24 protein-coding genes are annotated in these 22,660 nt (G+C 65.1%); 4 read left to right on the top strand and 20 right to left on the bottom strand.

The window, feature by feature from the left end; all coding sequences use genetic code 11:
- The first annotated feature begins 30 nt into the window (after nucleotides 1–30).
- The 3 genes from ABM562_RS21715 (at nucleotide 31) to ABM562_RS21705 (ending at nucleotide 3,188) form a co-directional block, all read left to right on the top strand.
- Nucleotides 31–1,449 (top strand): FAD-dependent oxidoreductase, encoded by a 1,419-nt coding sequence (locus ABM562_RS21715; RefSeq protein ID WP_010222236.1) that lies wholly within the window; start codon nucleotides 31–33, stop codon nucleotides 1,447–1,449.
- A gap of 189 nt (nucleotides 1,450–1,638) precedes the next feature.
- Nucleotides 1,639–2,700, top strand: coding sequence for a uroporphyrinogen decarboxylase (gene hemE, locus ABM562_RS21710; RefSeq protein WP_134061207.1), 1,062 nt, complete (start codon nucleotides 1,639–1,641; stop codon nucleotides 2,698–2,700).
- A 140-nt stretch (nucleotides 2,701–2,840) separates the two neighbouring features.
- Complete coding sequence (locus ABM562_RS21705) at nucleotides 2,841–3,188, top strand: YgiW/YdeI family stress tolerance OB fold protein (RefSeq protein ID WP_346617473.1); 348 nt, start codon at nucleotides 2,841–2,843, stop codon at nucleotides 3,186–3,188.
- Between the two features lie 67 nt (nucleotides 3,189–3,255).
- Here the strand turns inward: ABM562_RS21705 and ABM562_RS21700 are convergent, their stop codons facing one another.
- On the bottom strand, nucleotides 3,256–4,470 hold the full coding sequence (locus ABM562_RS21700) for an MFS transporter (protein WP_460423346.1): 1,215 nt from the start codon (nucleotides 4,468–4,470) through the stop codon (nucleotides 3,256–3,258).
- Nucleotides 4,471–4,638: 168 nt separating this feature from the next.
- Here ABM562_RS21700 and ABM562_RS21695 point away from each other — a divergent pair, with 168 nt between their 5' ends.
- Complete coding sequence (locus ABM562_RS21695) at nucleotides 4,639–5,538, top strand: LysR family transcriptional regulator (protein ID WP_115089373.1); 900 nt, start codon at nucleotides 4,639–4,641, stop codon at nucleotides 5,536–5,538.
- A 1-nt stretch (nucleotide 5,539) separates the two neighbouring features.
- Here ABM562_RS21695 and ABM562_RS21690 read toward each other — a convergent pair whose 3' ends face one another.
- From ABM562_RS21690 to ABM562_RS21600, 19 genes are read right to left on the bottom strand one after another with little or no spacing between them, the layout of a single operon-like run.
- The gene (locus tag ABM562_RS21690) at nucleotides 5,540–5,986 is read right to left on the bottom strand and encodes an excinuclease (protein WP_115089371.1); all 447 of its coding nucleotides are present in this window, start codon (nucleotides 5,984–5,986) and stop codon (nucleotides 5,540–5,542) included.
- Nucleotides 5,987–6,001: 15 nt separating this feature from the next.
- Nucleotides 6,002–6,445 (bottom strand): hypothetical protein, encoded by a 444-nt coding sequence (locus ABM562_RS21685; RefSeq protein WP_115089369.1) that lies wholly within the window; start codon nucleotides 6,443–6,445, stop codon nucleotides 6,002–6,004.
- 25 nt (nucleotides 6,446–6,470) lie between these two features.
- Nucleotides 6,471–7,697: a beta-ketoacyl-ACP synthase gene (locus ABM562_RS21680; protein ID WP_115089367.1), complete on the bottom strand. Its 1,227-nt coding sequence runs from the start codon at nucleotides 7,695–7,697 to the stop codon at nucleotides 6,471–6,473.
- Nucleotides 7,697–8,425, bottom strand: coding sequence for a 3-oxoacyl-ACP reductase FabG (fabG, locus tag ABM562_RS21675; RefSeq protein WP_460423292.1), 729 nt, complete (start codon nucleotides 8,423–8,425; stop codon nucleotides 7,697–7,699). Before fabG ends, ABM562_RS21680 begins: the two co-directional genes overlap by 1 nt.
- On the bottom strand, nucleotides 8,418–8,888 hold the full coding sequence (locus ABM562_RS21670; protein WP_115089365.1) for a hotdog family protein: 471 nt from the start codon (nucleotides 8,886–8,888) through the stop codon (nucleotides 8,418–8,420). Before ABM562_RS21670 ends, fabG begins: the two co-directional genes overlap by 8 nt.
- The gene (locus tag ABM562_RS21665) at nucleotides 8,885–10,084 is read right to left on the bottom strand and encodes a beta-ketoacyl-[acyl-carrier-protein] synthase family protein (RefSeq protein WP_258578658.1); all 1,200 of its coding nucleotides are present in this window, start codon (nucleotides 10,082–10,084) and stop codon (nucleotides 8,885–8,887) included. The genes ABM562_RS21670 and ABM562_RS21665 overlap by 4 nt, the downstream gene beginning before the upstream one ends.
- A complete protein-coding gene (locus ABM562_RS21660) occupies nucleotides 10,081–10,566 on the bottom strand; it encodes a hypothetical protein (RefSeq protein WP_460423289.1) in 486 nt (161 codons plus the stop codon). The genes ABM562_RS21665 and ABM562_RS21660 overlap by 4 nt, the downstream gene beginning before the upstream one ends.
- Nucleotides 10,563–11,297 carry a class I SAM-dependent methyltransferase gene (locus ABM562_RS21655; RefSeq protein WP_115089362.1) on the bottom strand — a complete coding sequence of 245 codons (735 nt, stop codon included), beginning with the start codon at nucleotides 11,295–11,297 and terminating at the stop codon, nucleotides 10,563–10,565. The genes ABM562_RS21660 and ABM562_RS21655 overlap by 4 nt, the downstream gene beginning before the upstream one ends.
- Nucleotides 11,294–12,541 (bottom strand): NAD(P)/FAD-dependent oxidoreductase, encoded by a 1,248-nt coding sequence (locus tag ABM562_RS21650; protein WP_460423287.1) that lies wholly within the window; start codon nucleotides 12,539–12,541, stop codon nucleotides 11,294–11,296. Before ABM562_RS21650 ends, ABM562_RS21655 begins: the two co-directional genes overlap by 4 nt.
- Nucleotides 12,528–13,688, bottom strand: a complete 1,161-nt coding sequence (locus ABM562_RS21645; RefSeq protein ID WP_115089360.1) for a sodium:proton antiporter — start codon at nucleotides 13,686–13,688, stop codon at nucleotides 12,528–12,530. Before ABM562_RS21645 ends, ABM562_RS21650 begins: the two co-directional genes overlap by 14 nt.
- The gene (locus tag ABM562_RS21640) at nucleotides 13,685–15,997 is read right to left on the bottom strand and encodes an MMPL family transporter (protein ID WP_115089359.1); all 2,313 of its coding nucleotides are present in this window, start codon (nucleotides 15,995–15,997) and stop codon (nucleotides 13,685–13,687) included. The genes ABM562_RS21645 and ABM562_RS21640 overlap by 4 nt, the downstream gene beginning before the upstream one ends.
- Entirely contained in the window at nucleotides 15,987–16,586 is a 600-nt protein-coding gene (locus ABM562_RS21635; RefSeq protein ID WP_115089358.1) for an outer membrane lipoprotein carrier protein LolA, read from the bottom strand. The genes ABM562_RS21640 and ABM562_RS21635 overlap by 11 nt, the downstream gene beginning before the upstream one ends.
- Nucleotides 16,583–17,008 (bottom strand): acyl-CoA thioesterase, encoded by a 426-nt coding sequence (locus ABM562_RS21630; RefSeq protein ID WP_115089357.1) that lies wholly within the window; start codon nucleotides 17,006–17,008, stop codon nucleotides 16,583–16,585. Before ABM562_RS21630 ends, ABM562_RS21635 begins: the two co-directional genes overlap by 4 nt.
- The gene (locus tag ABM562_RS21625) at nucleotides 17,001–18,545 is read right to left on the bottom strand and encodes an HAL/PAL/TAL family ammonia-lyase (RefSeq protein ID WP_115089356.1); all 1,545 of its coding nucleotides are present in this window, start codon (nucleotides 18,543–18,545) and stop codon (nucleotides 17,001–17,003) included. The genes ABM562_RS21630 and ABM562_RS21625 overlap by 8 nt, the downstream gene beginning before the upstream one ends.
- A complete protein-coding gene (locus tag ABM562_RS21620) occupies nucleotides 18,526–19,464 on the bottom strand; it encodes an LpxL/LpxP family acyltransferase (RefSeq protein ID WP_115089354.1) in 939 nt (312 codons plus the stop codon). Before ABM562_RS21620 ends, ABM562_RS21625 begins: the two co-directional genes overlap by 20 nt.
- Entirely contained in the window at nucleotides 19,461–20,195 is a 735-nt protein-coding gene (locus ABM562_RS21615; protein ID WP_115089352.1) for a glycosyltransferase family 2 protein, read from the bottom strand. The genes ABM562_RS21620 and ABM562_RS21615 overlap by 4 nt, the downstream gene beginning before the upstream one ends.
- A complete protein-coding gene (locus ABM562_RS21610) occupies nucleotides 20,188–21,867 on the bottom strand; it encodes an acyl-CoA synthetase family protein (protein WP_115089349.1) in 1,680 nt (559 codons plus the stop codon). The genes ABM562_RS21615 and ABM562_RS21610 overlap by 8 nt, the downstream gene beginning before the upstream one ends.
- A complete protein-coding gene (locus tag ABM562_RS21605; RefSeq protein ID WP_115089347.1) occupies nucleotides 21,864–22,409 on the bottom strand; it encodes a COG4648 family protein in 546 nt (181 codons plus the stop codon). The genes ABM562_RS21610 and ABM562_RS21605 overlap by 4 nt, the downstream gene beginning before the upstream one ends.
- Nucleotides 22,406–22,660 (bottom strand): acyl carrier protein, encoded by a 255-nt coding sequence (locus ABM562_RS21600; protein ID WP_115089345.1) that lies wholly within the window; start codon nucleotides 22,658–22,660, stop codon nucleotides 22,406–22,408. The genes ABM562_RS21605 and ABM562_RS21600 overlap by 4 nt, the downstream gene beginning before the upstream one ends.

The following is a 22,660-nucleotide window of genomic DNA, read 5'->3' as shown; positions in this document are numbered from 1 at the left end:
GCGCCTGAAGAGTTTGATGAGGTTTTGAACATGGCTGAACGTCTGAGTAATGACTTCCAGTTCATCGAGGTCGGGCGCAAGGATCCGAAGAAGAAACTGTTGCGTCAACGCAAGAAAGAGTTCGTGGAAATCTACGAGCCCTTCAAACCCCAGCAGTCGGCCGAACAGGCCCACCGCTGCCTGGGCTGTGGCAACCCGTACTGCGAGTGGAAGTGCCCGGTGCACAACTTCATCCCCAACTGGTTGAAGCTGGTCGCCGAAGGCAACATCCTCGCCGCCGCGGAGCTGTCGCACCAGACCAACACCCTGCCGGAAGTCTGCGGCCGGGTGTGCCCGCAGGACCGCCTGTGCGAGGGTGCCTGCACCCTCAACGACGGCTTTGGCGCGGTGACCATCGGCTCGGTGGAGAAGTACATCACCGACACCGCTTTCGCCATGGGCTGGCGCCCGGACATGTCCAAGGTCAAGCCGACCGGCAAGCGCGTTGCCATCATCGGCGCCGGTCCGGCCGGCCTGGGTTGCGCCGACGTGCTGGTGCGCGGCGGGGTGACTCCGGTGGTGTTCGACCGCAACCCGGAAATCGGCGGCTTGCTGACCTTCGGCATCCCCGAGTTCAAGCTGGAAAAGACCGTGCTGAGCAATCGCCGCGAAGTCTTCACCGGCATGGGCATCGAGTTCCGCCTCAACACCGAGGTGGGCAAGGATGTCAGCATGGAGCAGCTGCTCGAGGAATACGATGCCGTGTTCATGGGCATGGGCACCTACACCTACATGAAGGGCGGCTTCCCCGGTGAAGACCTGCCCGGCGTGCACGATGCCCTGGATTTTCTGGTGGCCAACGTCAACCGCAACCTGGGCTTTGAAAAGTCGCCGGAAGATTTCGTCGACATGAAGGGCAAGAAGGTCGTGGTACTCGGTGGCGGCGACACGGCGATGGACTGCAACCGCACCTCCATCCGCCAGGGCGCCAAGGCCGTGACCTGTGCCTACCGTCGGGACGAGGCGAACATGCCCGGCTCGCGCAAAGAGGTGAAGAACGCCAAGGAAGAAGGCGTGAAGTTCCTCTACAACCGCCAGCCGATTGCGATTGTCGGTGAAGACAAGGTCGAAGGCGTGAAGGTGGTCGAGACCCGTCTCGGTGAGCCGGACGCCCGTGGCCGCCGCAGCCCCGAGCCGATCCCGGGCTCCGAAGAGATCATCCCGGCCGATGCCGTGGTCATCGCCTTCGGCTTCCGCCCGAGCCCGGCGCCGTGGTTCGAGCAGTTCAGCATCCAGACCGACAGCCAGGGCCGCGTGGTGGCACCGGAGAAGAACACCTACAAGCACCAGACCAGCAACCCGAAGATCTTCGCCGGTGGCGACATGGTCCGCGGTTCCGACCTGGTGGTGACGGCGATCTTCGAGGGGCGCAATGCCGCCGAGGGGATTCTGGATTACCTGGAGGTCTGATCGGGCCTCATCGCTGGCAAGCCAGCTCCCACAAAGTCACCGCGTACACTGTGGGAGCTGGCTTGCCAGCGATGCTTTTAAGGAAATCTATTGACCTGTCACAAGTCGATAGACAAAAGGCACGGTTGATACCGTGCCTTTTACGTTGGGCTCTGAGAAAATGCCCCCACTTTTTTTCCGGATGCCGACATGACTGCCTTGAAGAACGATCGTTTTCTGCGCGCCCTGCTCAAGCAACCCGTAGACGTCACCCCGGTGTGGATGATGCGCCAGGCCGGCCGCTACCTGCCGGAGTACCGCGCCAGCCGCGCCAAGGCCGGCGACTTCATGAGCCTGTGCATGAACCCGCAGTTTGCCTGCGAGGTCACCCTGCAACCGCTGGACCGCTACCCGCTGGACGCCGCGATCCTGTTCTCGGACATCCTCACCATCCCTGACGCCATGGGCCAGGGCCTGTACTTCGAAACCGGCGAAGGCCCGCGTTTCAAGAAGGTCATCAGCACCCTGGCCGACATCGAAGCGCTGCCGATCCCTGATCCGCAGAAGGACCTGGGCTACGTCATGGACGCGGTCAGCACCATCCGCCGCGAGCTCAATGGCCGCGTGCCGCTGATCGGCTTCTCCGGCAGCCCCTGGACCCTGGCCACCTACATGGTCGAAGGCGGCTCGTCGAAAGACTTCCGCAAGACCAAGGCCATGCTCTACGACAATCCGCAGGCCATGCACCTGCTGCTCGACAAGCTCGCGCAGTCGGTCATCAGCTACCTCAACGGGCAGATCCTCGCCGGCGCGCAAGCGGTGCAGATCTTCGATACCTGGGGTGGCAACCTGTCGGCGGCGGCCTACCAGGAGTTCTCCCTGGCCTACATGCGCAAGATCGTCAGCGGCCTGATCCGCGAGCACGAAGGGCGCAAGGTGCCGGTGATCCTCTTCACCAAGAACGGCGGCCTGTGGCTGGAAAGCATCGCCGATGCCGGCGCTGATGCCCTGGGCCTGGACTGGACCTGCGACATCGGCGAAGCCCGTCAGCGCGTCGGTGGCAAGGTCGCCCTGCAGGGCAACATGGACCCGACCGTGCTGTACGCCAAGCCGGAGGCCATTCGTGCCGAAGTCGGGCGCATCCTCGCCAGCTACGGCCATGGCACCGGTCATGTGTTCAACCTCGGTCACGGCATCACCCCGGAGGTTGATCCGGAGCACGCCGGCGCGTTCATCAACGCCGTGCACGAGCTGTCGGCGCAGTACCACTAAGTAGGAGCGGGCTTGCCCCGCGATTGCGACCTGGCTGAACCAGCGCGATCGCGGGGCAAGCCCGCTCCCACTGCCATTAAGGTTCAATTCAGCCTGCCTGGGTAATCTGGCTCCATCGAAACCCACACAGGATCTTCACCATGAAAGCTCGTTACCTCGCTCTGCTGCTTGCCCCGCTGTTCAGCACCGCTGCCCTGGCTGCCGGCTACACCGGCCCTGGCGCCCAGTCGGTGACCACAGTTGCCGCCGCCAATGATGCCGCTGACGACACCCCGGTTGTGCTGCAAGGCTACGTCATCAAGAAAGTGAACAACGATGACAAGTACGAGTTCAAGGACACCACCGGCACCATCACCGTCGAGATCGATGACGAAGACCTGCCGCCGGTGGCCTTCAACGACAAGACCAAGGTCAAGCTGACCGGTGAAGTCGAGAAGCACCTGATGAGCCGTGAAGTGGATGTTGATCGGGTTGAAGTAATCAACTGATCCAGTGGCAGGCCAGCTCCTGTGGGAGCCGGCCTTGCCGGCGATGGGCCGCGTAGCGGCCCTCAGCTCAAGCCTTGGCCGGCAACCGGCTCAAGTGCACCGCCACCAGCAAGGCCACCACCAGCAAGCTGCCAATGAACAGGCCGATGCCGTTCCACCCCGCCTGATGCCAGAACACCCCGCCCGCTGTCCCCGCCACACTCGACCCCGCGTAGTAACTGAACAGGTACAACGACGACGCCTGGCCCTTGGCCTTGGTCGCCCGTCGGCCGATCCAGCTGCTGGCCACCGAGTGCGCGCCGAAAAAGCCGAAGGTAAACACCAGCATGCCAACGATGATCAGCAGCAAGGGGCTGAGCAGGGTCACCAGCAAGCCGCTGAACATCAGCAAAATGGTGGCCCAGAACACCTTGCGCCGGCCCAGCTTGTCGGCCAGCGCGCCGATCTGTGCCGAGCTGTAGATCCCCGACAGGTACACCACCGACAACAGCCCGACCAGCGCCTGGCTCATGTGATAGGGCTCGGCCAGCAGGCGATAGCCGATGTAGTTGAACAGGGTGACGAAAGCGCCCATCAGCAGGAAGGCTTCGAGGAACAGCCACGGCAGGCCGGCATCGCGAAAGTGCAGGGTGAAGCCATCAAGCAGGCTGCGCGGGTGCAGCGAGCGCGGGCGGAAGTTGCGCGATTCCGGGAGGATCTTCCAGAACACCGCCGCCGCAACCAGCGCCAGGCCGCCGATCACCAGCATCGCCGTGTGCCAGCTGACGAAGTCGATCAGCACGCCGGTGATCAAGCGCCCGCTCATGCCGCCAATGGCATTGCCACCGATGTACAGGCCCATGGCCAGGCCGATGTGCTGGGGGTGGATCTCTTCGCTGAGGTAAGTCATGGCCACCGCCGCCAGGCCGCTCAGCGACAGCCCGAGCAAGGCGCGGGTCAGCAGTACGCCGTGCCAGCTGGGCATCAGGGCGCTGACGATGGTGCACAGCGCTGCGCAAAACAAGGCGAAAACCATCACCGGCTTGCGTCCGATGCGGTCGGAAATCGGCCCGGTGATCAGCAGCCCGAATGCCAGCATACCGGTGGATACCGAGAGGATCAGGCTGCTTTGCGCGGCGCTGATCGAGAACTCCTGGGACAGCAGCGGCATCATCGGCTGCACGCAGTACAGCAGGGCAAAGGTGGCAAAGCCGCCGCAGAACAGCGCCAGCACGGTACGTAAAAAGGCCGGGGTGCCTTTTTCGATCCAGCTTTCGTTGAAGGTGGCGACGATTTCGTCCAGGGGAGCAGGGGGGAGTTCGTGGGAGTGTGGCGCAACAGCAGTTTTCACGGGTGACCTCGGGGGCGCTACGGCCTGGCAGGCAGTGAAAAAAGCATATAGCTGGCTAATGATCATTTCCAATATATTGTTCGACCTGTTTAAGAGGTTTTACGACCTATTGGAGCTGCCATGGAATTGCGTCACCTGCGCTACTTCATCGCCGTCGCCGAAGAGCTGCATTTTGGCCGGGCGGCGCAGAACCTGGGGATCTCCCAACCGCCGTTGAGCCAGCAGATCCAGGCCCTGGAACAGGAGCTGGGGGCACGCTTGTTCGAGCGTACCAATCGTCGGGTCGAGCTCAGCGAGGCCGGGCGCCTGTTCCTCGAAGAGGCACGGCTGGTGCTGGCGCAAGTCGACAAGGCTGCCGATGTCGCCCGACGTGCGCAACTGGGTGAGCTGGGCGAGATGAAGATCGGCTTCACCTCATCGGCGCCGTTCAATTCGAGCATCCCCAAGGCCATTCACGCCTTTCGCCAACGCTTCCCGGCGGTGCACCTGAACCTCAAGGAGATGAGCAGCCGCGACGTGGCCGATGCCTTGCTCGACGAGTCGATCGAAGTCGGCCTGATGCGGCCGCTGGCGTTGCCCGAGAGCCTGAATGCTGTCGAGCTGTTTCGCGAACCACTGGTGGCAGTGATCAATGCCGCTCACCCGTTGGCGCAAAGTAGCGAAGCCGGGGTGCGCATGGCGGCCCTGGCCCACGAGCCGTTCGTGTTCTTTCCGCGCAGCTATGGCAGCGGCTTGCACGCGCAGTTGCTGAGCCTGGCGCGTCAGGCCGGGTTCAGTCCGCATTTTGCCCAGGAGGCGGGGGAGGCGATGACCATCATCGGCCTGGTGGCGGCGGGGCTGGGGGTATCGGTGTTGCCGGCCTCGTTCCAGCGCATGCGTATCGACGGGGTGGTGTACCGGACCTTGCTCGACGACGACGCGGTGACGGCCGTGTGGCTTGTGCAGCGCCGCGATGCGCCGTCAGCGATGGCCAGGGCCTTTGCCGAGCTGTTGACCCGGCAGGCCCTGGAACGCAGCTGAGTTACTGGACCTTGGCCAGGTCGCCCTTCAGCGCAACGCCAGCCATGACCGCACCGGCATGGCATTCGTAGGTGGTGGCGTCCTTGCGCTCGTTGCGCTTGTAGTAGCTGCTGATGTTGGTCACGGCGTTGGCGCCAACCTTGCGCGCGGCGTCCTGCATGGTCAGCAGCGCCGATTGCAGGGCCCATTCACAGGCCGCTTCGTCAGTCTTGTTGAAGGCGTTGGTCTTCTTGTTGGTGACCGCCGCCGGGCTGACTACGGTGACCTTGCCCTTGGGCTGCACGCCGGCCAGGTAGAACTTCACCGAACCGTCGAGCTTGTTCTCGGCGGTCATCTGCGCCACGACTTTCTCGAACGGCAGGTAGTGGGTGGTGTCACGGGCCTGGCTGAGGCCGGGCAGGGCGCAGAGCAGCAGAGTGGCGGTGGCGGTCCAGGTTTTCAGGCGCATCGGGTCGTTCCTTGATTATTTAACAGTGTTCGAATGCTGTTCGTTGATGGCGCGTTGCATGATGTTTTGCGCTTCCATCCTGTTCAGCTCTTGCAGGATGCTTTTGTCGAGGTTGTTCACCCAACGGTTGTAGTTGCGGTGAATCTTGCCGTTGTTGTAGCCCAGCTCGCGGCTGTCGCGGTAATTGATGCGAAAGTTGCTGACGCTGTAGCGGATGTCGACGGCGGCGTAGAAGGTGTTGCGCACCAGGATGTCGGCCTGGATCAGGTTCGGGCTGATCTTGCGGGCGGTCCAGCCACGCTCGGCCACGGCCTTGAGGATGGCCTGCTGTACCTGCTCCTGGCTGTAGTTGTGGCCAACCACCAGTTGCTCTTGCGGGGTCAGTACCGGTTTCGAGGTACAGCCAGCGAGGCCCGCCAGGGCCAGGCCGAGGACAGCGGCGCGAATCAATGAAGACATTCCTTTCTCTCCAGCAGGTTTCAGTTCAGTTCCAGCGACGGAAAATCAGCGAGGTGTTGACCCCGCCAAAGGCAAAGTTGTTGTTCATCACATAGTCGTGACTCATGCTGCGAAACTCGCCGCACAGGTAGTCCAGCTCGCCACAGCGCGGGTCGATGTGCTCCAGGTTGAGGGTGTGCACATAGCGGTCGCTGTTCATCATCTCGATGCTGAACCAGGACTCCAGCGCGCCGCAAGCACCGAGGGTGTGGCCGAGGAAGCTTTTTTGCGAGCTGATCGGCATGCGCGGGCCGAACAGGCTGCTGGTGGCCAGGGTTTCGGCGATGTCGCCCTGCTCGGTGGCGGTGCCGTGGCCGTTCACGTAACCGATGGCAGCCGGCGCGAGGCTGGCGTCTTCCAGCGCCAGCTCCATGGCCCGGCGCATGGTTGCCTGCTCCGGACGGGTGGTGTGCTGGCCGTCGGCATTGCTGCCAAAGCCGACGATCTCGGCGTAGATGTGCGCGCCACGGGCCAGGGCGTGTTCGAGCTCTTCGAGCACCAGCATGCCGCCGCCTTCACCGATCACCAGGCCGTCGCGGCCACTGTCATAGGGGCTCGGGCTGGTGTGGGGGGCATGGTTTTTGAGGCTGGTGGCGTACAGTGCGTCGAAGACCATGGCTTCGGTCGGGCACAGCTCTTCGGCGCCGCCGGCGAGCATCAACGGCAGGCGGCCGAACTTGATCGCTTCATAGGCATAGCCGATGCCCTGGCTGCCGCTGGTACAGGCGCTCGAAGTGGGGATCAGGCGCCCGGTAAGGCCGAAGAAAATGCTGATGTTGGCCGCGGTGGTGTGCGGCATCATCCGCACATAGGAGTTGGCATTGAGGCCTTCGGCCACCGAGTTGAGCAGCATGTTGCCGAACGCCTTGATCTCGTCGGTGCTGCCGGTGGACGAGCCGCAGGCCACGCCCATGCGCCCGTCGCGGATCGACGGGTCGTCGAGCAGGCCGGCATCGCGCAGGGCGTTCTGCGCGGCCGCCACGGCCAGGCGCGAGACCCGGCCCATGCTGCGCAGTTGCTTGCGGGTCCAGCCGCTCGGCACCTTGAAGTCATCGATGGGGCCGGCCAGGCGCGTGTTGAGCTCCTCGAAACGGTCCCATTCGTCCATGCGGCGAATGCCGCTGCGGTTGCTGGCGAAGTTGCCGGCAATGGTCTGCCAGTCGCTGCCCAGCGAAGTGATACCGGCCATGCCGGTGACGACCACACGTTTCATCAGCACAGGCCTCCGTTGACTGCCAGCACCTGGCGGGTGATGTAGGCGGCTTCGGCCGACATGAGGAAATTCACCGCGCCGGCGACTTCTTCCGGGGTGCCCATGCGCTGTGCCGGGATCATCTTCAGCAGCTCATCGACCGGCACGTGCTCGTCGAGCATGGCGGTATCGATCAACCCAGGGGCCACGCAGTTGACGGTGATCTTGCGCTTGCCCAGCTCGATTGCCAGAGCCTTGGCGGCGCCGATCACCCCGGCCTTGGAAGCGCTGTAATTGACCTGGCCACGGTTGCCGATCATTCCCGATACCGAAGTGATGCAAACGATGCGCCCCGCTTTGCGTCGGCGGATCATCGGCATCATCAGCGGGTGCAGGACGTTGTAGAAGCCATCGAGGTTGGTTCGTAGCACCTGGTCCCAGTCCTCTTCGGTGAGCGCCGGGAAGGCGCCGTCGCGGGTCAGGCCGGCGTTGCAGACCACGCCATAGTAGGCACCGTGGGTTTCCACGTCATCGGTGAGGATGGTCGCGCAGGCAGCGCGATCGGCAACGTCGAATTGCAGCACGCGGGCTTGCTGGCCCAGGCCCCGGACTTCTTCTGCAACGGCGTCGGCTTCACTGCGGCCGCTTCGGCAATGCAGGACCAGGTCGAAACCGGCCCGGGCCAGGCGCAGGGCGATGGCCCGGCCAATGCCACGGCTGGAACCGGTGACCAGGATGGTGTCAGTCATGGGGGGACTCCTCTGGGCCCGCTTCGGCCAGGTAGCTGGCAACTTGCGGCGGGCGAAAAACGTTCAAGCGGGCCATGGCATGGATGCCCGGGCCGCGCAGGTGACACTCGAACACGCCCATGCCGTTGTCGTCTTCGAGCGACCGCAGGGCATGGATGCGCAAGTGGGCGCCGGCAGGGAAATGTTCGACATTGCATTCGAATTTGCGCGTGCCGAGCAAAAAGCCCAGCTCCACCGGCCGGCCTTGCTGGCGCGCGCGACAACCGGCGTAGGCGGCGACGCTCTGGGCCATCAGCTCGATGCCGACCCAGGCCGGCAGGCTGCCGTCGGCGCGGTTGAACAGGCCGCCGGGGCGCACGGTCAGTTGAGTGTGGATCTGCTCTTCATCGAACGACTCGACCTGATCGATGAGGATCATGTCGCCGGCATGAGGCAGCAGTTCGGCCAGTGGCCAGGTGATCATGGGGTGTCTCCGAGAATCAGGCTGACGTTGTTGCCGCCGAAGGCGAACGAGTTGCTCATCAGGCGCCGCGGGCCTCGGGCCGGCAGGCGTTGGCTGGCATCGACCAGCTTCAGGGCCGGTAGCTGTGGGTCATCCACGCCATCCCAGACATGCGGCGGCAAGCGCCCTTCGGCATTGTCGGCGGCCAGGCTCAACCAGCAGAACGCTGCTTCCAGAGCGCCGGCCGCACCCAAAGTATGGCCGGTCATGGGCTTGCTCGACGAGCAGGCCAACTGGCTGCCGAACAACTCATGCACGGCCAGGCTTTCCATGGCGTCGTTGTGGCGGGTGGCGGTGCCGTGCAGGTTCAGGTAATCGATCTGTGCTGGTTGCAGGCCGGCATTGTCCAGTGCCTTGCGCATGGCCTGCAAGGCGCCTTTGCCGCCGGGTTCGGGCGCCGAGATGTGATGCGCATCGGAGCTGGCGCCGGCGCCGAGCAGGGCAATGTTGTTGCCTTCAGCGTGGGCTTCACGGGTCATCAGAAACACCACCGCAGCTTCACCGATGTTGATGCCGTTGCGGTTGACCGAAAACGGGTTGCAGCGCTCGGCGCTGACCGCTTCCAGGGCGCTGAAACCGTTGAGGGTCAGCTTGCACAGGCTGTCGACACCGCCGCAGATCACCGCATCGCACATGTCGAGATCAAGCAGGCGGCGGGCACTCATCAAGGCCCGGGCACTGGAGGTGCAGGCAGTGGAGATCACATAGGCCGGGCCGCTCAGTTGCAGCCAGTCGGCGAGGAAATTGGCCGGGGCGCTGAGCTCCTGCTGGGCATAGTCGTAGCTGGCCGGAAACGCGTGTTCGCGCAGGTAGTGAGCGATGTCGTCGCTGGCTTCCTTGATGCCCGAGGTGCTGGTGCCCAGGACGATGCCGATGCGCTGGCGGCCAAAGCGGGCGATGGCCGCTTCGATCGGGGCGCCGATCTGCAGGCAGGCGTCGTACAGCAACTGGTTGTTGCGGCTGTGATGGGCCTGCATCTCGGCTGGCAACTCAGGCAGCTCGCCTTGCACGCCCGCCACCGGCAGGCTGCGGTCCGGCACCCAGCCGTCTTCCACGCGCATCCCCGAGCAGTCGCCGGCAAACAGCTTGCGGGCGACTTCGGCCTGGCCGCGCCCCAGGGCACAGACCAGGCCCAGGGCATTGAGGTAAGCGGTCATGGCGTGTTCTCGCTGGGCAGTGGGCTGACTAGATAACGCAGGCCCTGGCCCAGGTTCAAGGTGAAGTCGTCGGCTTGTCGGTAGTCGACGCGCCAGCGCTCACCCAGCCAGCGCTGCTGGCCTTGCTGGTGGGCACCGGGGTAGAGCGCTTGCAGCTGCCCGGCCGGGGTCAGGGCGAACAGCAGGGCGGCGAACAATTCACGGGCGCCCGGGTTGGGCGGCAGCAGGCCATCGGCTTGCCACTGACCGTCGTTGAGCAACTGCCGGGCTTGCGGAATACCCAGCAAGTCCAGCAACGACCAGCGCAGGCTGGCGTTCTCGCGCTGGATCACCAGCAGCCAGTCCTGACTTTCTCCTGCCTGTTCGCGCTGGATGTGCAGCTGCATCGGCAGCGTCAGCGGCGGCAACTGCGCGGGCAGCGGCGCACGGCTGGCGCAGGCGCTCAACAGGGCGAAGGCGAGGATCAGCAACAGGCGTTTCATGCACTCGGCTCGGCTGGCTTCAAAGGTTTACGGGCAACCACGTTGACCAGGGTTTCTTCGCGCTGGCCGACCGGTGGCGGCTTGCGCAGGCCAAAGCGTTCGAGCAGGCCGAAGTCGCTGGAACGGCTCCACCACAGGTACGGGTAGGAAACATTCTGCGCGCCGAATTCGAAGCCCTGGTCGCGGAGCATCTGCAGGTACTGTTCGGCACTTTTCTGCACGTGCATGGGGTGGCGGAACAGCCAGCGGATCACCCAGGTGTCGATATAGGCTTCGGTGGACTCGGCGAACAGCAGGTAGCCACCGGGCTTGAGTACCCGGTAGAACTCGGCCAGGGCCTGTTCCTGCTCGACCAGGTGGTGGAAGGTCTGGTGGCAGAAAAGGATATCGACGCTGTTGTCGGCAAACTGCAACGCCGCGCAGTCACTGCCGCGCAGTTCGACATTCAGGCCCAGGCGCCCGGCTTCGGCCTGGCTCAGCTCGAGGCTGTGCGGGTCGGCGTCGGTGCCCAGCAACCGGCCGGGGGCGAACACCTGCTGCAGGTACTGGAACGACTTGCCCTGGCCGCAGCCGGCATCGAGCAGCACGGGTGCGCTGGGTGGTGCCTGGTCGAACAGCCGGCGCAGATCGTTGATCGCTACCCGCAGCACATGGTGCTGCCAGGTGTGGCTGCGCAGGAACCAGAAGCCGAAGCGGGTCTCCTCGACGTAGCTGTCGCTGAGGAACCTCATGCCGGCGTCCTGGCACAGACTTCGGCGAGCATGCGCAGGCGCCGCTTGGGCTCGCTGACGAACGGGTTGCGCTGGTCCCAGGCGTAACCGGCAAGGATCGAGCTGATCATTGCGCGGATTTCCGGCGAGCTGGCCGGGTGGTAAATGACGTCCTGGAAGCTGCCGTTGTACCAGCCTTCAACGTAGGCGCGGAAGGTGTCGACGCCGCGCTTGAGCGGCTCGGCGAACTCGCTCTGCCAGTCGACGCTTTCGCCCTGCAACTGACGGTGCAGCACGTCGGCGGCCATGCTCGCCGAACGCATGGCAATGGTCACCCCGGAGGAGAACACCGGGTCGAGGAATTCGGCGGCGTTGCCGAGCAGGGCAAAGCCCGGGCCATGCAGGGTCTTGACGTTGGCCGAATAGCCGCCGATGGTCCGCGCCGGAGTGTCCCATGCGGCATTGGCCAGCACCTTGGCCAGGCTTGGCGTCTGGGCGACGAAGTCCTTCAGGCAGGCATCCAGGTCGGCCGGCGCGGCGGCAAAGTGCTCGGCGGCGGCGACCACCCCCAGGGAGCAGCGGCCATTGCTGAACGGAATGGTCCAGAACCAGATATCACGGTGCTGCGGGTGGGTGGTGATGAGGATCTTTTCCCGGTCGAAAGCCGGGTGGTCGATGCGGTCTTCGATGTGGGTGAACACCGCTTGGCGCACCGGGAAATTCGACGGTGCTTCGAGGTCCAGCAGGCGCGGCAGCACGCGGCCATAACCGCTGGCATCGAGGACAAATTCGGCTTCGACACGGTACTCGCTGCCATCCAGGCGACGCACGCGGACCTGTGGGCGCGGGCGCTCGAAGTCGGCGGCGATGATCTCTTCTTCGTAGCGGATTTCCACGCCCTGGGCTGCCGCCTGGTCGGCCAGCAACTGGTCAAACTGGGCGCGCTGGACCTGGAAGGTGCTCGGCTTGCCATTGCTGAAGGTGTCGCCGAAATCAAAGGCGCTGTACTCATCGCCCCAGGCGAAGGCCGCGCCGTTCTTGCGCTGGAAGCCTGCCGCTTCGAGGGCCGGGAGCATGCCGGCTTCCTCGACGAAGTCGATGCAGTGCGACAACAGGCTCTCGCCGATGGAAAAACGCGGGAAGCGCTGGCGCTCGATGATCAGCACGTCGTGGCCGTTGCGCTTGAGCAAGGCCCCGGCGATGGCGCCGGACGGGCCGGCGCCGATAATCAATACCTGCCGTTGTTGCAGTTCAGTGTTCGGCATAAGGCCTCCTTGCCGGTTGGGCAGTCTTCAATGGAATCCGGTGCAGGCCGGCCAGCGCGGGCATCAGCGTGGCGACCAGGCTCATCAGCATCAGCGCGAAGTACAGCGCCGGGCTGATCAACTGTTGTTGCAGCAGCAGGTTGAGAAAGACGATCTCGCTCAAGCCGCGAATATTGAGCAGCAGGCTTTCCCGCCATTTGCTCGCGCCGGCGAACGACGGCGTCGCCCAGCACAGGCCCAGCCAGTTGCCGAGCAGCTTGCTGACGATCGGCAACAGCAGCAGGGCACTCAACTGGATGGCATCGAAGCCCTGCAGCACGTTGTGGATATCGATCTGGATGATGCCGAAGGTCAGGATCAGCGGGATCGCCACACCGTTCTGCAGGCGTTTTATCCACAGCTCCGATAACGGCATGCGCAGCGGCAACTTGAGCCAGGCCAGGCAGCACAGGTAGCCGATGCCGAAGATCAGCGCGTTGAGCCGGTAGTGCTCGGCGACGAACAGCAGGCCGAAAAAGCCCAGGCTGTAGACCCAGGGCCGACGCACACCGAGGGCATACAGTGGTAACGGCAGGCAGGCACCGAGCAGTGGCAGCAACAGGCTCACGGGTTCGAGGCTGCCCTTGCCCAGGCCGAACAGCAGCCAGCAGGTCAGGTCGATGAGGATCGCCGACTGCATCAGCCGGCGGGTTGCGGCGGGTGGGTAGTCGATGTTGCGCAGGTACAGGTAGAGCACCGGGATGGCGGTGATGGCAAACACCAGGCCGAGGGCCAGGGTGGTCAGCCAGGGCTGTTCGGGCAGCAACAACGCGCCGCAGGCCAGGCCACAGGCGAAGGGCACGAAGAAGCTGGGCAGGGCGATCTTCAGGCTCTGACGGTCGAATTTCAGCTCCACCACGTCAGCCAGAATATGCCCCAGCAGCAGGGCGAAACTCAGGCCATACAGGGTTTTCAGCCAGGACGGCGCCACCAGCGCGGCGCCACTGAGCTGCCAGTGCGGCTCGACCCAGAATAGCATCAGCAGCGGCAGGCCGAGGGTCGCCAGCAGCAACTGGCTGACAATCGGGATCAGCCCCAGGCGCCGGCCGAGCTCACTGGCGATCCAGAACAGTGCCAGGGCCAGGACCCAGAACAACACGATACTCATGCCGCCTGTTCCTTGTGGCCGGTGGCAGCCCAGGGCGCCAGGACAAAACTGAAGGCCAGGCCGAGGCTGACTGCCAGGCCAAAGTTGCTCACCGCCGGGGTACTCGACACCGCCAGCAGGCCGAACGACAGCCAGGTGGTGGTCGCCGCGAGCAGGGTGCCGAGCAGGCTGACGGCGGCGCCGCCGATCTGCTCGTGCATGAGGATCGCGTAGTCGACGCTGATGGCGGTGACCAGCAGCAGGCCGAACAGGCTGAACAGGGTCAGCGGCTGGCCCAGCCAGCCGAGGCAAGCCAGGCTGCAGAGCGCGGCGAGCAATGGCAGGGCGACGATGCGCAGGGCACCGCCGAGGCCAAACGGCAGGATCAACAGCACCACGATCAGCGCGCACGACAACAGCTTGAGCTCTGCAGCACTGACCTGGGTGGCAGCGAACACCCGGTTGAGGTCGCCGAGGCGGTCCACCAGTTGCACGCCTTCAAGGTCGTCGGCTTGCAGGCGCAGCAACGCCGGATCGTTCAAGCCTTGCAGGCTGACGATGGCGGCCACGCCCTGAGCGTCGGTGCCCAGCCACAAGGTGCGCCATGGCTCGCCTAGCGGGCCGCTGAGGGCGTGATCGATGTCCAGGGCAGCCAGTGCCTGCAGTTGTGTCAGTTCGGCCTGTAGCGCGCTTTGCGGCACGCCCAGGGCCAACAGCGGTTGCAGCGGCAGCTTGCCGAGTGCATCGCGTACCTGTTCTTGTTCGCCAGGGCTGGCGACCAGTTGGCTGAGGGCCATGTAGCCCTTGAGCTTGTCGGTTTCGACCAGTTCATCGAGCCGCGTGCTCAGCGCTTGCAGGCGACCCAGCAACTGCGTCTGGTCGGCGCCGCGAACCAGGTAGAACTGGCTGGTCGGCTGGTAGCCCGTGATACGTGCCACAGCCTGGGCTTCTTCGAGCAGTTGCGGCGGGCTGCCGACCCACTGACGGATGTCGTTGCGGCTGTCCAGCTGCCATAGACCGGCAGCGCAGAACAGGATCAGCAAACCGAGCAACACCGGGCTGGGAATCTTGCTCAGTAGTTTCTCACGCAGATCCACCAGCCATTGGGCAATGCGCAGCGGCCACTGCGCCGGCTGCAGGTCGATGCCCTTGAGCAGTGCCGGCAGCAGGCACACGGCACTGAGGTAGGCGCCGATCAGGCCCGCGGCGGAAAACACTGCGATCTGGGTCAGGGCCGGGAACGGCGTGAAGGCCAGGGCCAGGTAGCCGATGCAACTGGTGGCCAGGCTCAGGCTCAGGCCCGGCAAGGTCAGCCGCAAGGCCGGCCAGGCCTGCCAGGGGCGCAGGCTCCAGCTCTTGGACAGATAGTGCAGCGGGTAGTCGACGGCCACGCCGATCAGGCTTGAGCCGAGTACCAGGGTCATCACGTGCATCTGGCCGAACAGCGCCACGCAGGCCACCGCGCCGAACAACATGCCGACCAGTACCGGAACGAAGGCCAGAAGAATGCGCCAACGGCGGAACGCCAGCAGGAGCAGCAACAGGATGCCAACCGTGGCGCCGCCGCCGACCCAGGTGATTTCCTGGCTGGCCTGGCGCTGGCCGTTGGCGGCGTACAGCAAACCACTGGCGGCCAGCAGGCGGGCACCGTTGTGCCCGGCTTCAACCCGGCCGCTGGCGAGCAGGTCGGCGACTTGCAGGGGCAGTTGCATATCGAACGCATTACCCAGGGTGCGGGCACGCAGCAGTACCCAGTTCTGCCCGTCCGCTTCGGCCACCAGCGCGCCGCTGGCGGTGTCCAGCTGTACTGCGGCAGGGCGTGGCTGGCTGTTCTGGATGCGCCCGGTCAGGCCCAGCCAGTCGTCCTGGCTGGGCACCAGGCTGAAGCCGGCAAAGGGGTCGTAGAGGTTCTGTACGCGCTGCTCGATAAAGCCTTGCGGATTGTCGATCAGGCTGCTGCGGTCAGCGCGCGAGAGCATCGCCAGGCGCCCTTGCAGCAACTGTTCACGCAGTGCTTGCAGGTCAGTCTGCAGGCTCCATTGGACCTTCTCGAACAAGCCACTGGCCTGCCATTGTTCCGCCAGGCGCTGGGCCAGGGCAATGGCCTGGTCACGCTGGGGGTGGCCGACCAGTACCAGCATCTCGCGGTTCAGCGGCTCTTGCATGCGCTGCTCGGCGCGTTGCACCAGCGGGTCCTGGGTGGCGCCGGGCACCAGCGTCATCAGGTCGGCAGACAAGGGTGCAGCGCGGTGCCACTGCCAGCCGGCCAGGGCCAGCACAGCGATCAGCAGCAGCAAAAACAGCCGTGGCAACAGGCGCTCACTCGGCAAAATCGCGGCGCTCCGTGTCGGTCAGGCTGGCGCTGCTGCTCGATGGCATGCGCAGTACCGTGCTGTCGCCCTGGGTTTCCAGCAGCTGGATGCGTTCGACGTAGCGCCCGCCGTCGATATCGATCTGCTTGAACACCTGTTTGAGCAGCAGCGAACGCGGGGTCAGGCGCAATTGCCAGTGCTTGGCATCGCCTTGCAGGCTCAGCTCGAAGTCACGCTGCAGGCCGCTGCTGTCGCCTTGCAGCACGGCGAAGAACAGGCGGTTCTGCTCGGCGCCGGCGCTCTTGCCCGGCAGCATCTGCCAACCGGACGGGTCGCGGCGGGCGATGCCCTGGGCGTTGAGGCGGTAGTCCTGCTTGAGCGGTGTTTGCAGCAGCCAGAGCAGGCCGTGGTCACGGGCCAGGACGAACTGGCCCTTGCTGAGCAACGGCTGCGTCAGGGCGCGCAGGTGTTTTTCCTGGATGAACGGGCCCTTGATGACTGCAGGCTCGCCCAATTGCTTGCTCAGGTCATCGAGGCCAAAGGCCTGAGCCAGGGTGCAGCTGGCAAGCAGGCCGATGCACAGCAGGCTACGCAGCAGCGTGTTCATTTGAGCACCTTGTTCACGGCGTCGAGCATCACCTGCGGCGAGGCCAGTTGCATCTCGCCACTGGCGATTTCGACCGCGACCTGCACGGAACTGGCGCGGGTCATGCGTTCGCCGGTGGCGGCGTCGCTGATCAGGTAGTTGATCTTCAGGCGGTTCTCCCACTCCACCAGGCTGGCACGCACGTTCAGGCGCTGGCCAAAGGTGGCGCCACGCATATAGCGCAACTGCAGGTCGATCACCGGCCAGGCGAAGCCGGAGGCCTGCATCTGCAGGTAGTTGTGTTCGAGGCGGTCGAGCAGCGCGCAGCGCGCTACTTCCAGATACTTGACGTAGTGGCCGTGCCAGACCACCAGCATGCTGTCGACATCGAAGAACGGCACCAGCACTTCGGTATCGACGTGCAGCACTCCCTGACTACGCATGCAGCCTCCAGTGTTGTTCGGCAATTCGGCTCAGGCACAGGCGCAGGTCGCCTTCCAGGGCGCGGTCCTCGATCACCGGGGCGAAGTCTTCGAGCAGCGCACTGTGCATCTCGGCCAGGGCCGGTGGCAGGTCACGGGCATCGGCTTCGCGGCTGCGCAGCCAGACGCCCTGGTTGGCCGCCAGCAAGGTCGCGGCGGCAACCTGTTCGGTCAGTTCGAGCGTGCGCAGGGCATCGCGGGCGGCGATGGTGCCCATGCTCACCTTGTCCTGGTTGTGGCATTCGGTGGAGCGCGAGAACACGCTGGCCGGCATGGTGTTTTTCAGGGCTTCGGCGGTCCAGGCGCTGGCGCCGATCTGCACGGCCTTGAAGCCGTGGTTGAGCATCGCCCGCTCGGCGCTGGCGCCCGACAGGTTGCTCGGCAGACCGTGGTTGTAGCGCGTGTCGACCAGCAAGGCGAGCTGGCGGTCGAGCAGGTCGGCGACGTTGGCCACCAGGTTCTTCAGGCTGTCCATGGCGAAGGCGATATGGCCGCCGTAGAAGTGGCCGCCGTGTAGTACGCGTTCGGCTTCGGCGTCGATGATCGGGTTGTCGTTGGCGCTGTTCAGTTCGGTCTCGATAAAGCCGCGCAGCCAGCCCAGGCTGTCGGCTAACACGCCCAGCACATGCGGCGCGCAGCGCAGCGAGTAGCGGTCCTGCAGGCGATGCAGCGGCGCGGTCGGCGCGTCAATGGCCAGGTCATGGCGCAACCAGGCAGCCACCTGCATTTGCCCCGGATGCGGCTTGGCGGCGAACAGGCGCTCGTCGAAGTGTTCCGGGTTGCCTTGCAGGGCGACCACGTTCAGCGCGGTGATCCGTGTGGCGAGTTTGAGCAGGTAATCGGCGCGGGCGAACGCCAGGCAGGCCAGGCCGGTCATCACCGCGGTGCCGTTCATCAGCGCCAGGGCTTCCTTGGGCCGCAGCACCAGCGGCTGCCAGCCCAGTTCGCGGTGTACGTCAGCAGCGCTGCGGCGCTCGCCGCGGTACATGACTTCGCGCTCGCCCGACAGGGTCGCGGCCACGTAGGACAGTGGCGTCAGGTCGCCGCTGGCACCGACCGAGCCTTCCTGGGGAATCAGCGGCAGGATGTCGTGGGCAAGAAACGCCTGCAGGCGCTCCAGCAACTCGACGCGCACGCCGGACACACCATGGCACAGCGACTGCAAGCGGGCGGCCAGTACGGCGCGGGTGGATGGCGCATCGAGCAACTGGCCGAGGCCGCAGCCATGGAAGGTGTACAGGTGCTTGGGCAGGGCCTCGACATGCTCCAGTGGCACCGCCACCACGCACGAGTCACCGTAGCCGGTGGTCACCCCGTAGATCACCCCTTCCTTGTCCAGCAGCGAGTCGAGGAACTGCGCGCCACGGGCAATCCGCGCGCGGTAGTCGCTGTCGTCCTGCAGGCGGGTTTCGGCCTGGCGGTGGGCCAGGGCGAGGACGTCTTCGATTGCCAACGGCAGCGCGCCGAAGGTCACGGGCTTATGCGGATGCATCGTCATCGGTCTTCCAGAAAGGGTAGAAATTGAACCATTGCTGCGGCGCTTGCAGGCAATAGTGGCCCAGGCGTTCGGCGTAGCGCCCGGCCCAGTCGGCGATCACCTGATCGCGCTGGCCGCGGCGCCACTCGATGGCCTCGGCGAAGGGTTCGAGGAGCACCTGGTAGCGGCCTTGCTGCTTGAGGCAGAAGAACAGGTTGAGCCGGCACTTGAGCAGCCCGGCCAGCAGCCACGGGCCCTGCGGGAAGGCGGCGCGGTGGCCGAGGAAATCCGCCTCGACCGTACGCGCGCCATGCAGCGGCACGCGGTCGCCGGCAATCGCCAGCCATTCGCCGCGGTCCAGGCGCTGGCTCAGTTGCAGCATGATCGCCGGGTCCAGCTCGCTGACCTGGATCAGCCGCAGGTTGGTCGCACCCGATTCACCGAGCAGGCGATTGAAGCGTTCGGCGTGCTTGGTGTGCACCAGCACGTTCATGGTCACCTGCTCGCCAAGCTCGGCCAGGGCGCGGCAGACTTCAAGATTGCCCAGGTGCGCCCCCACCAGCATCTGTCCGCGCTCGGCGCGCAGCTGGCCGCGCAACTGCCCGGGGTCGACGATCTCGATCTGTTCCAGGCGCAGCTTGCCGTTCCATACGTCGAGCTTGTCCAGCAGGGCATCGGCGAAGGCCATGAACTGGCCGAACACCCGCGTGTGGCTGGGGCGCAGGCTGGCTTGCCCGCTCCAGTCGGCCAGGCGCTGCTGGTATTGCCAGATACTCTGCCGGGCACGGCGGCCAAACACGAAGAAGTACAGGACGATGCCATACAGCACCGGGCTGAGCAGGCGCCGACCGAGCAGCTTGATGCCCAGGGCGGTCAGCTTCATCAGCCAGAAGCTGCCACGTTCCTGGTGTTCGGCCCAGTGTTGTTCGCCGTTGCTCATGCCTGCCACCGCCGCCAGAGGATGGCCGGGGCGCGCAGCAACATGCCGAAGAACAGCTTGGTGTGCATCTTCGAGATCAATGCGTTGTCGTGGAACAGGCGAAAGTGCGAGAGGCCGTCGGCCGGGTAATGCACCTTGGTGGGCAGCCAGCGCATCGGCTGGTTGCGCCAGGCCAGGCGCACGAGGATCTCCGGGTCGAAGTCCATGCGCTTGCCGAGGTTCACCGCCTCGATCAGCGCCAGGGTCGGCGGCAGCGGGTAGACCCGAAAACCGCACATCGAATCGGGAATCTGCAGCGACAGGCTGTTGATCCACACCCATACGTGGGTCAGGTAGCGCGCATACAGACGGCCCTTGGGCACGCTGGCGTCGTACTGTGGATAACCGCAGATCAGCGCCTGTGGATACGCCTGCGACTGTTCGAGAAAGTGGCTGACATCGGCCAGGTCATGCTGACCGTCGGCATCCACCTGCAGGGCATGGCTGAAGCCCAGGCGTGCGGCTTCGCGCAGGCCGGCCATGACCGCGCCGCCCTTGCCCTGGTTGACCTTCAGCTGTACCAGGAACACCTGCTGGTGCTCGGCCAGCTGGCGCAGCACGGTGGCGCAGGCCGGGCTGCTGGCGTCATCGACCAGTACGCAGGGCAGGCCGGCTGCGAGCAGGTCGGCAACCACCGCCGGCACCGCCAGTTCGTGGTTGTACACCGGGATCACCGCACAAGGCTTATTCACCGACGGCCTCCAGCACGATGCGGCCGCTGGAGCAGGGCGCTCCGGCGTTGCTGTAGGCGAAGTAGAGCTTGCTGCGTTCGGCATCGAAACGCAGGGTTAGCTGCAGCGGGTCGCCGGGGCGCACCAGTTGCTGGAATTTCAGCACTTCCATGCCGGCGAACTGGCGCGGCCGGTCGAGCAATTGTTGTCCCAGGGCCAGCGCCCAGTCGACCTGGACCACGCCTGGCAGCACCGGGGTCTGCGGGAAGTGACCGTTGAAATAGGCCAGGTCCGCCGACACTGCCAGTTGCAGCTGTAGCTCGCCGTCCACCTCGGCCTGGCTCAGGACGTCCGGGCCTTTCGGCCGTGGTGCCAGCAGCAGGGCTTCGAGTTCGGCCTGGGGCAGTTTGCCCTGGGCGTTGAACGGCAGTTGCCGCAGTAGTCGCCAGCGCCGGGGCAGGGCCAGGGCTTCGCAGTGCTGGCTGAGGTGTTGGCGCAGGCCTTCGGTGACCGCACGGCGGCCCTGGTTGCGCAAGGCATACAGGCCTGCGGCGCTGAGCACCAGCAGGGCGCCAAGGCTGGCGCGGTTTTCCTGGATCACCGCCAGGCGCGCTTCCTCGACCCAGACGTGCTCGACCAGGGCCTGTTCCAGCATCGGCAAGGAGATGCGTTTTTCTTCCAGTTTGACGATGCGGTCCAGGCGCCCGAGCAGGCGGAAGCGACCGTCAGCGGCGAACTCGACGGCATCGGCGCTTTGTTCGATATGACCGGGTGGCAGGTAAGGCGATTCAATGCGCAGCGCACCGTCCTGGTTCTGGCTCAGGCGCACCTCGGCAAATGGCTGCCACAGGCTGTCGCCCTGGCGCCAGGCGATGCCGCCGGTTTCCGAGCTGCCAAGGATTTCCGTCGGCCATTGCTGCAAGCGCTGGTGCAAGGCCTGGGCGGCGCTGGCCGGCAGTTCGCCGCCGGAGGAAAACACCCGGCGTACCGCACTCAATGCTGGCCAGTCGAGGTTGTCGCCCATGCGCTTGAGCAGCGCCGGGCTGGCGACCCAGGCAAAGGCCGGGTGCTCGCGGCTGGCGCGCTGCAGGTCTTCGGGGAAGGGCAACTGGCGGCGCACGAACGGGCGCCCGGCGCACAGCGGCCAAAGCACGCGAAACAGCAGGCCGTAGATGTGCTGGGTGGCGACGCTGCCGATGATGCAGGCAGCGCCCAGGTCCTTGCCCCACAGCTGTTCCAGGGCCTGCACTTCATTGGCCAGCTGGCGCAGGCTCTTGTCGATGCGTTTGGCTTCGCCGCTGGAGCCGGAGGTGCACAGGCTCAGCTGGCAGTTGTCCAGGTCCAGGTCAGCGGCGGCCAGGGGCGCTTGCAACAGTGCCTCGAGTGCGGTGTCCTGCGCTTGGTCGCTCAGCCACAGCTCGACCTCGCCGAGCCAGCGCTGGCGGGTCTGGGCTTGCAGGTCGGCAGGCAGCAGCACCTGCACCCCGGCGCGCCAGGCCCCGAGCAGCGCGACGGCCAGTTGCGCGGCGTCTTCCAGGTGCACGGCAATGCGCTTTACACCTCGCTGCTGAAGGCCTGCGGCCAGTTGCAGGGCTTGCTGGCACAAGCTCGCGTGGTCCAGCGCCGGGGCGACGCTGACCGGGCGCGGCGCGCTGGCCGGATGCAGCAGTTGCTCAAGGGCAATCCATTTCATGAGCGTCCTCGCACGCGTTGTCTAATCAGCCATTCAATGGCAAACAGCAGGCCCATCAGCCCGTAGGCGATCAGGCCGTTGTACAGGGTCCACCAGCTCAGTGGCGCCCACAGGGTCAGGGCGGCGGCGACCAGGCCGTTGGCCAGGAAGAACAGGCTCCAGACCTTGGTTACCTGGCGCGTGTAGTGAATTGCCACGGCGGGCAACTCCGGCTCACGCAGCCGCGCCAGGCGCTCGACCACCGGCGGGCCGAATTTCAGGCTCAGGCCAAACAGGCCAAGCATGAAAGCGCTGATCAGCACCGGGTACCAACGCAGCAGCTGCGGGCTGTTGAACAGCGCCAGCAACGCGCAGAAGGCAATCGCCGCCACGGCCATCCAGTGTCCGCCGGGCCGCCGCGGTTCGCTCAAGGCGCGCGCCAGCCACAGGCCGCCAAGCAGCAGGCCGAACTGCCAGGGGGCAAAGTGGGCCATGCCAAAATGCACCGCAAAGGGGTACAGCAGACCGGCCAGCAGCAGGCCGAGGCCGATCAGGCGTTTCATGCCGCAGGGTTGACCAGGCGGTACACCGCCTCGACCACGTCATTGACCGTACGCACGGCCTTGAACTCGTCGGCGGCGATTTTCTTGCCGGTCTGGCGCTTGATGTGATCGATCAGGTCGACGGCGTCGATGCTGTCGATTTCCAGGTCTTGATACAGGTTCGACTCCAGGCTGATGCTGGCCGGGTCCAGTTCGAACAGTTCGACCAGGGCGTCGCGCAGGGTGTTGAAGATGTCTTCGCGGGTTTGCAT

The organism is Pseudomonas sp. ZL2 (assembly GCF_054788455.1).
The sequence above is the reverse complement of the archived record's forward strand: the minus strand, read 5'-3'. Positions and strand labels throughout refer to the sequence as shown.

Excerpts from the sequence above, each read along its gene's own strand:
- ABM562_RS21715 (WP_010222236.1), top strand. The coding sequence starts at position 31 with ATGGCTGAACGTCTGAGTAATGACTTCCAGTTCATCGAGGTCGGGCGC.
- hemE (WP_134061207.1), top strand. The coding sequence starts at position 1,639 with ATGACTGCCTTGAAGAACGATCGTTTTCTGCGCGCCCTGCTCAAGCAA.
- ABM562_RS21705 (WP_346617473.1), top strand. The coding sequence starts at position 2,841 with ATGAAAGCTCGTTACCTCGCTCTGCTGCTTGCCCCGCTGTTCAGCACC.
- ABM562_RS21695 (WP_115089373.1), top strand. The coding sequence starts at position 4,639 with ATGGAATTGCGTCACCTGCGCTACTTCATCGCCGTCGCCGAAGAGCTG.
- ABM562_RS21690 (WP_115089371.1), bottom strand. The coding sequence starts at position 5,986 with ATGCGCCTGAAAACCTGGACCGCCACCGCCACTCTGCTGCTCTGCGCC.
- ABM562_RS21685 (WP_115089369.1), bottom strand. The coding sequence starts at position 6,445 with ATGTCTTCATTGATTCGCGCCGCTGTCCTCGGCCTGGCCCTGGCGGGC.
- ABM562_RS21680 (WP_115089367.1), bottom strand. The coding sequence starts at position 7,697 with ATGAAACGTGTGGTCGTCACCGGCATGGCCGGTATCACTTCGCTGGGC.
- fabG (WP_460423292.1), bottom strand. The coding sequence starts at position 8,425 with ATGACTGACACCATCCTGGTCACCGGTTCCAGCCGTGGCATTGGCCGG.
- ABM562_RS21670 (WP_115089365.1), bottom strand. The coding sequence starts at position 8,888 with ATGATCACCTGGCCACTGGCCGAACTGCTGCCTCATGCCGGCGACATG.
- ABM562_RS21665 (WP_258578658.1), bottom strand. The coding sequence starts at position 10,084 with ATGACCGCTTACCTCAATGCCCTGGGCCTGGTCTGTGCCCTGGGGCGC.
- ABM562_RS21660 (WP_460423289.1), bottom strand. The coding sequence starts at position 10,566 with ATGAAACGCCTGTTGCTGATCCTCGCCTTCGCCCTGTTGAGCGCCTGC.
- ABM562_RS21655 (WP_115089362.1), bottom strand. The coding sequence starts at position 11,297 with ATGAGGTTCCTCAGCGACAGCTACGTCGAGGAGACCCGCTTCGGCTTC.
- ABM562_RS21650 (WP_460423287.1), bottom strand. The coding sequence starts at position 12,541 with ATGCCGAACACTGAACTGCAACAACGGCAGGTATTGATTATCGGCGCC.
- ABM562_RS21645 (WP_115089360.1), bottom strand. The coding sequence starts at position 13,688 with ATGAGTATCGTGTTGTTCTGGGTCCTGGCCCTGGCACTGTTCTGGATC.
- ABM562_RS21635 (WP_115089358.1), bottom strand. The coding sequence starts at position 16,586 with ATGAACACGCTGCTGCGTAGCCTGCTGTGCATCGGCCTGCTTGCCAGC.
- ABM562_RS21630 (WP_115089357.1), bottom strand. The coding sequence starts at position 17,008 with ATGCGTAGTCAGGGAGTGCTGCACGTCGATACCGAAGTGCTGGTGCCG.
- ABM562_RS21625 (WP_115089356.1), bottom strand. The coding sequence starts at position 18,545 with ATGACGATGCATCCGCATAAGCCCGTGACCTTCGGCGCGCTGCCGTTG.
- ABM562_RS21620 (WP_115089354.1), bottom strand. The coding sequence starts at position 19,464 with ATGAGCAACGGCGAACAACACTGGGCCGAACACCAGGAACGTGGCAGC.
- ABM562_RS21610 (WP_115089349.1), bottom strand. The coding sequence starts at position 21,867 with ATGAAATGGATTGCCCTTGAGCAACTGCTGCATCCGGCCAGCGCGCCG.
- ABM562_RS21605 (WP_115089347.1), bottom strand. The coding sequence starts at position 22,409 with ATGAAACGCCTGATCGGCCTCGGCCTGCTGCTGGCCGGTCTGCTGTAC.
- ABM562_RS21600 (WP_115089345.1), bottom strand. The coding sequence starts at position 22,660 with ATGCAAACCCGCGAAGACATCTTCAACACCCTGCGCGACGCCCTGGTC.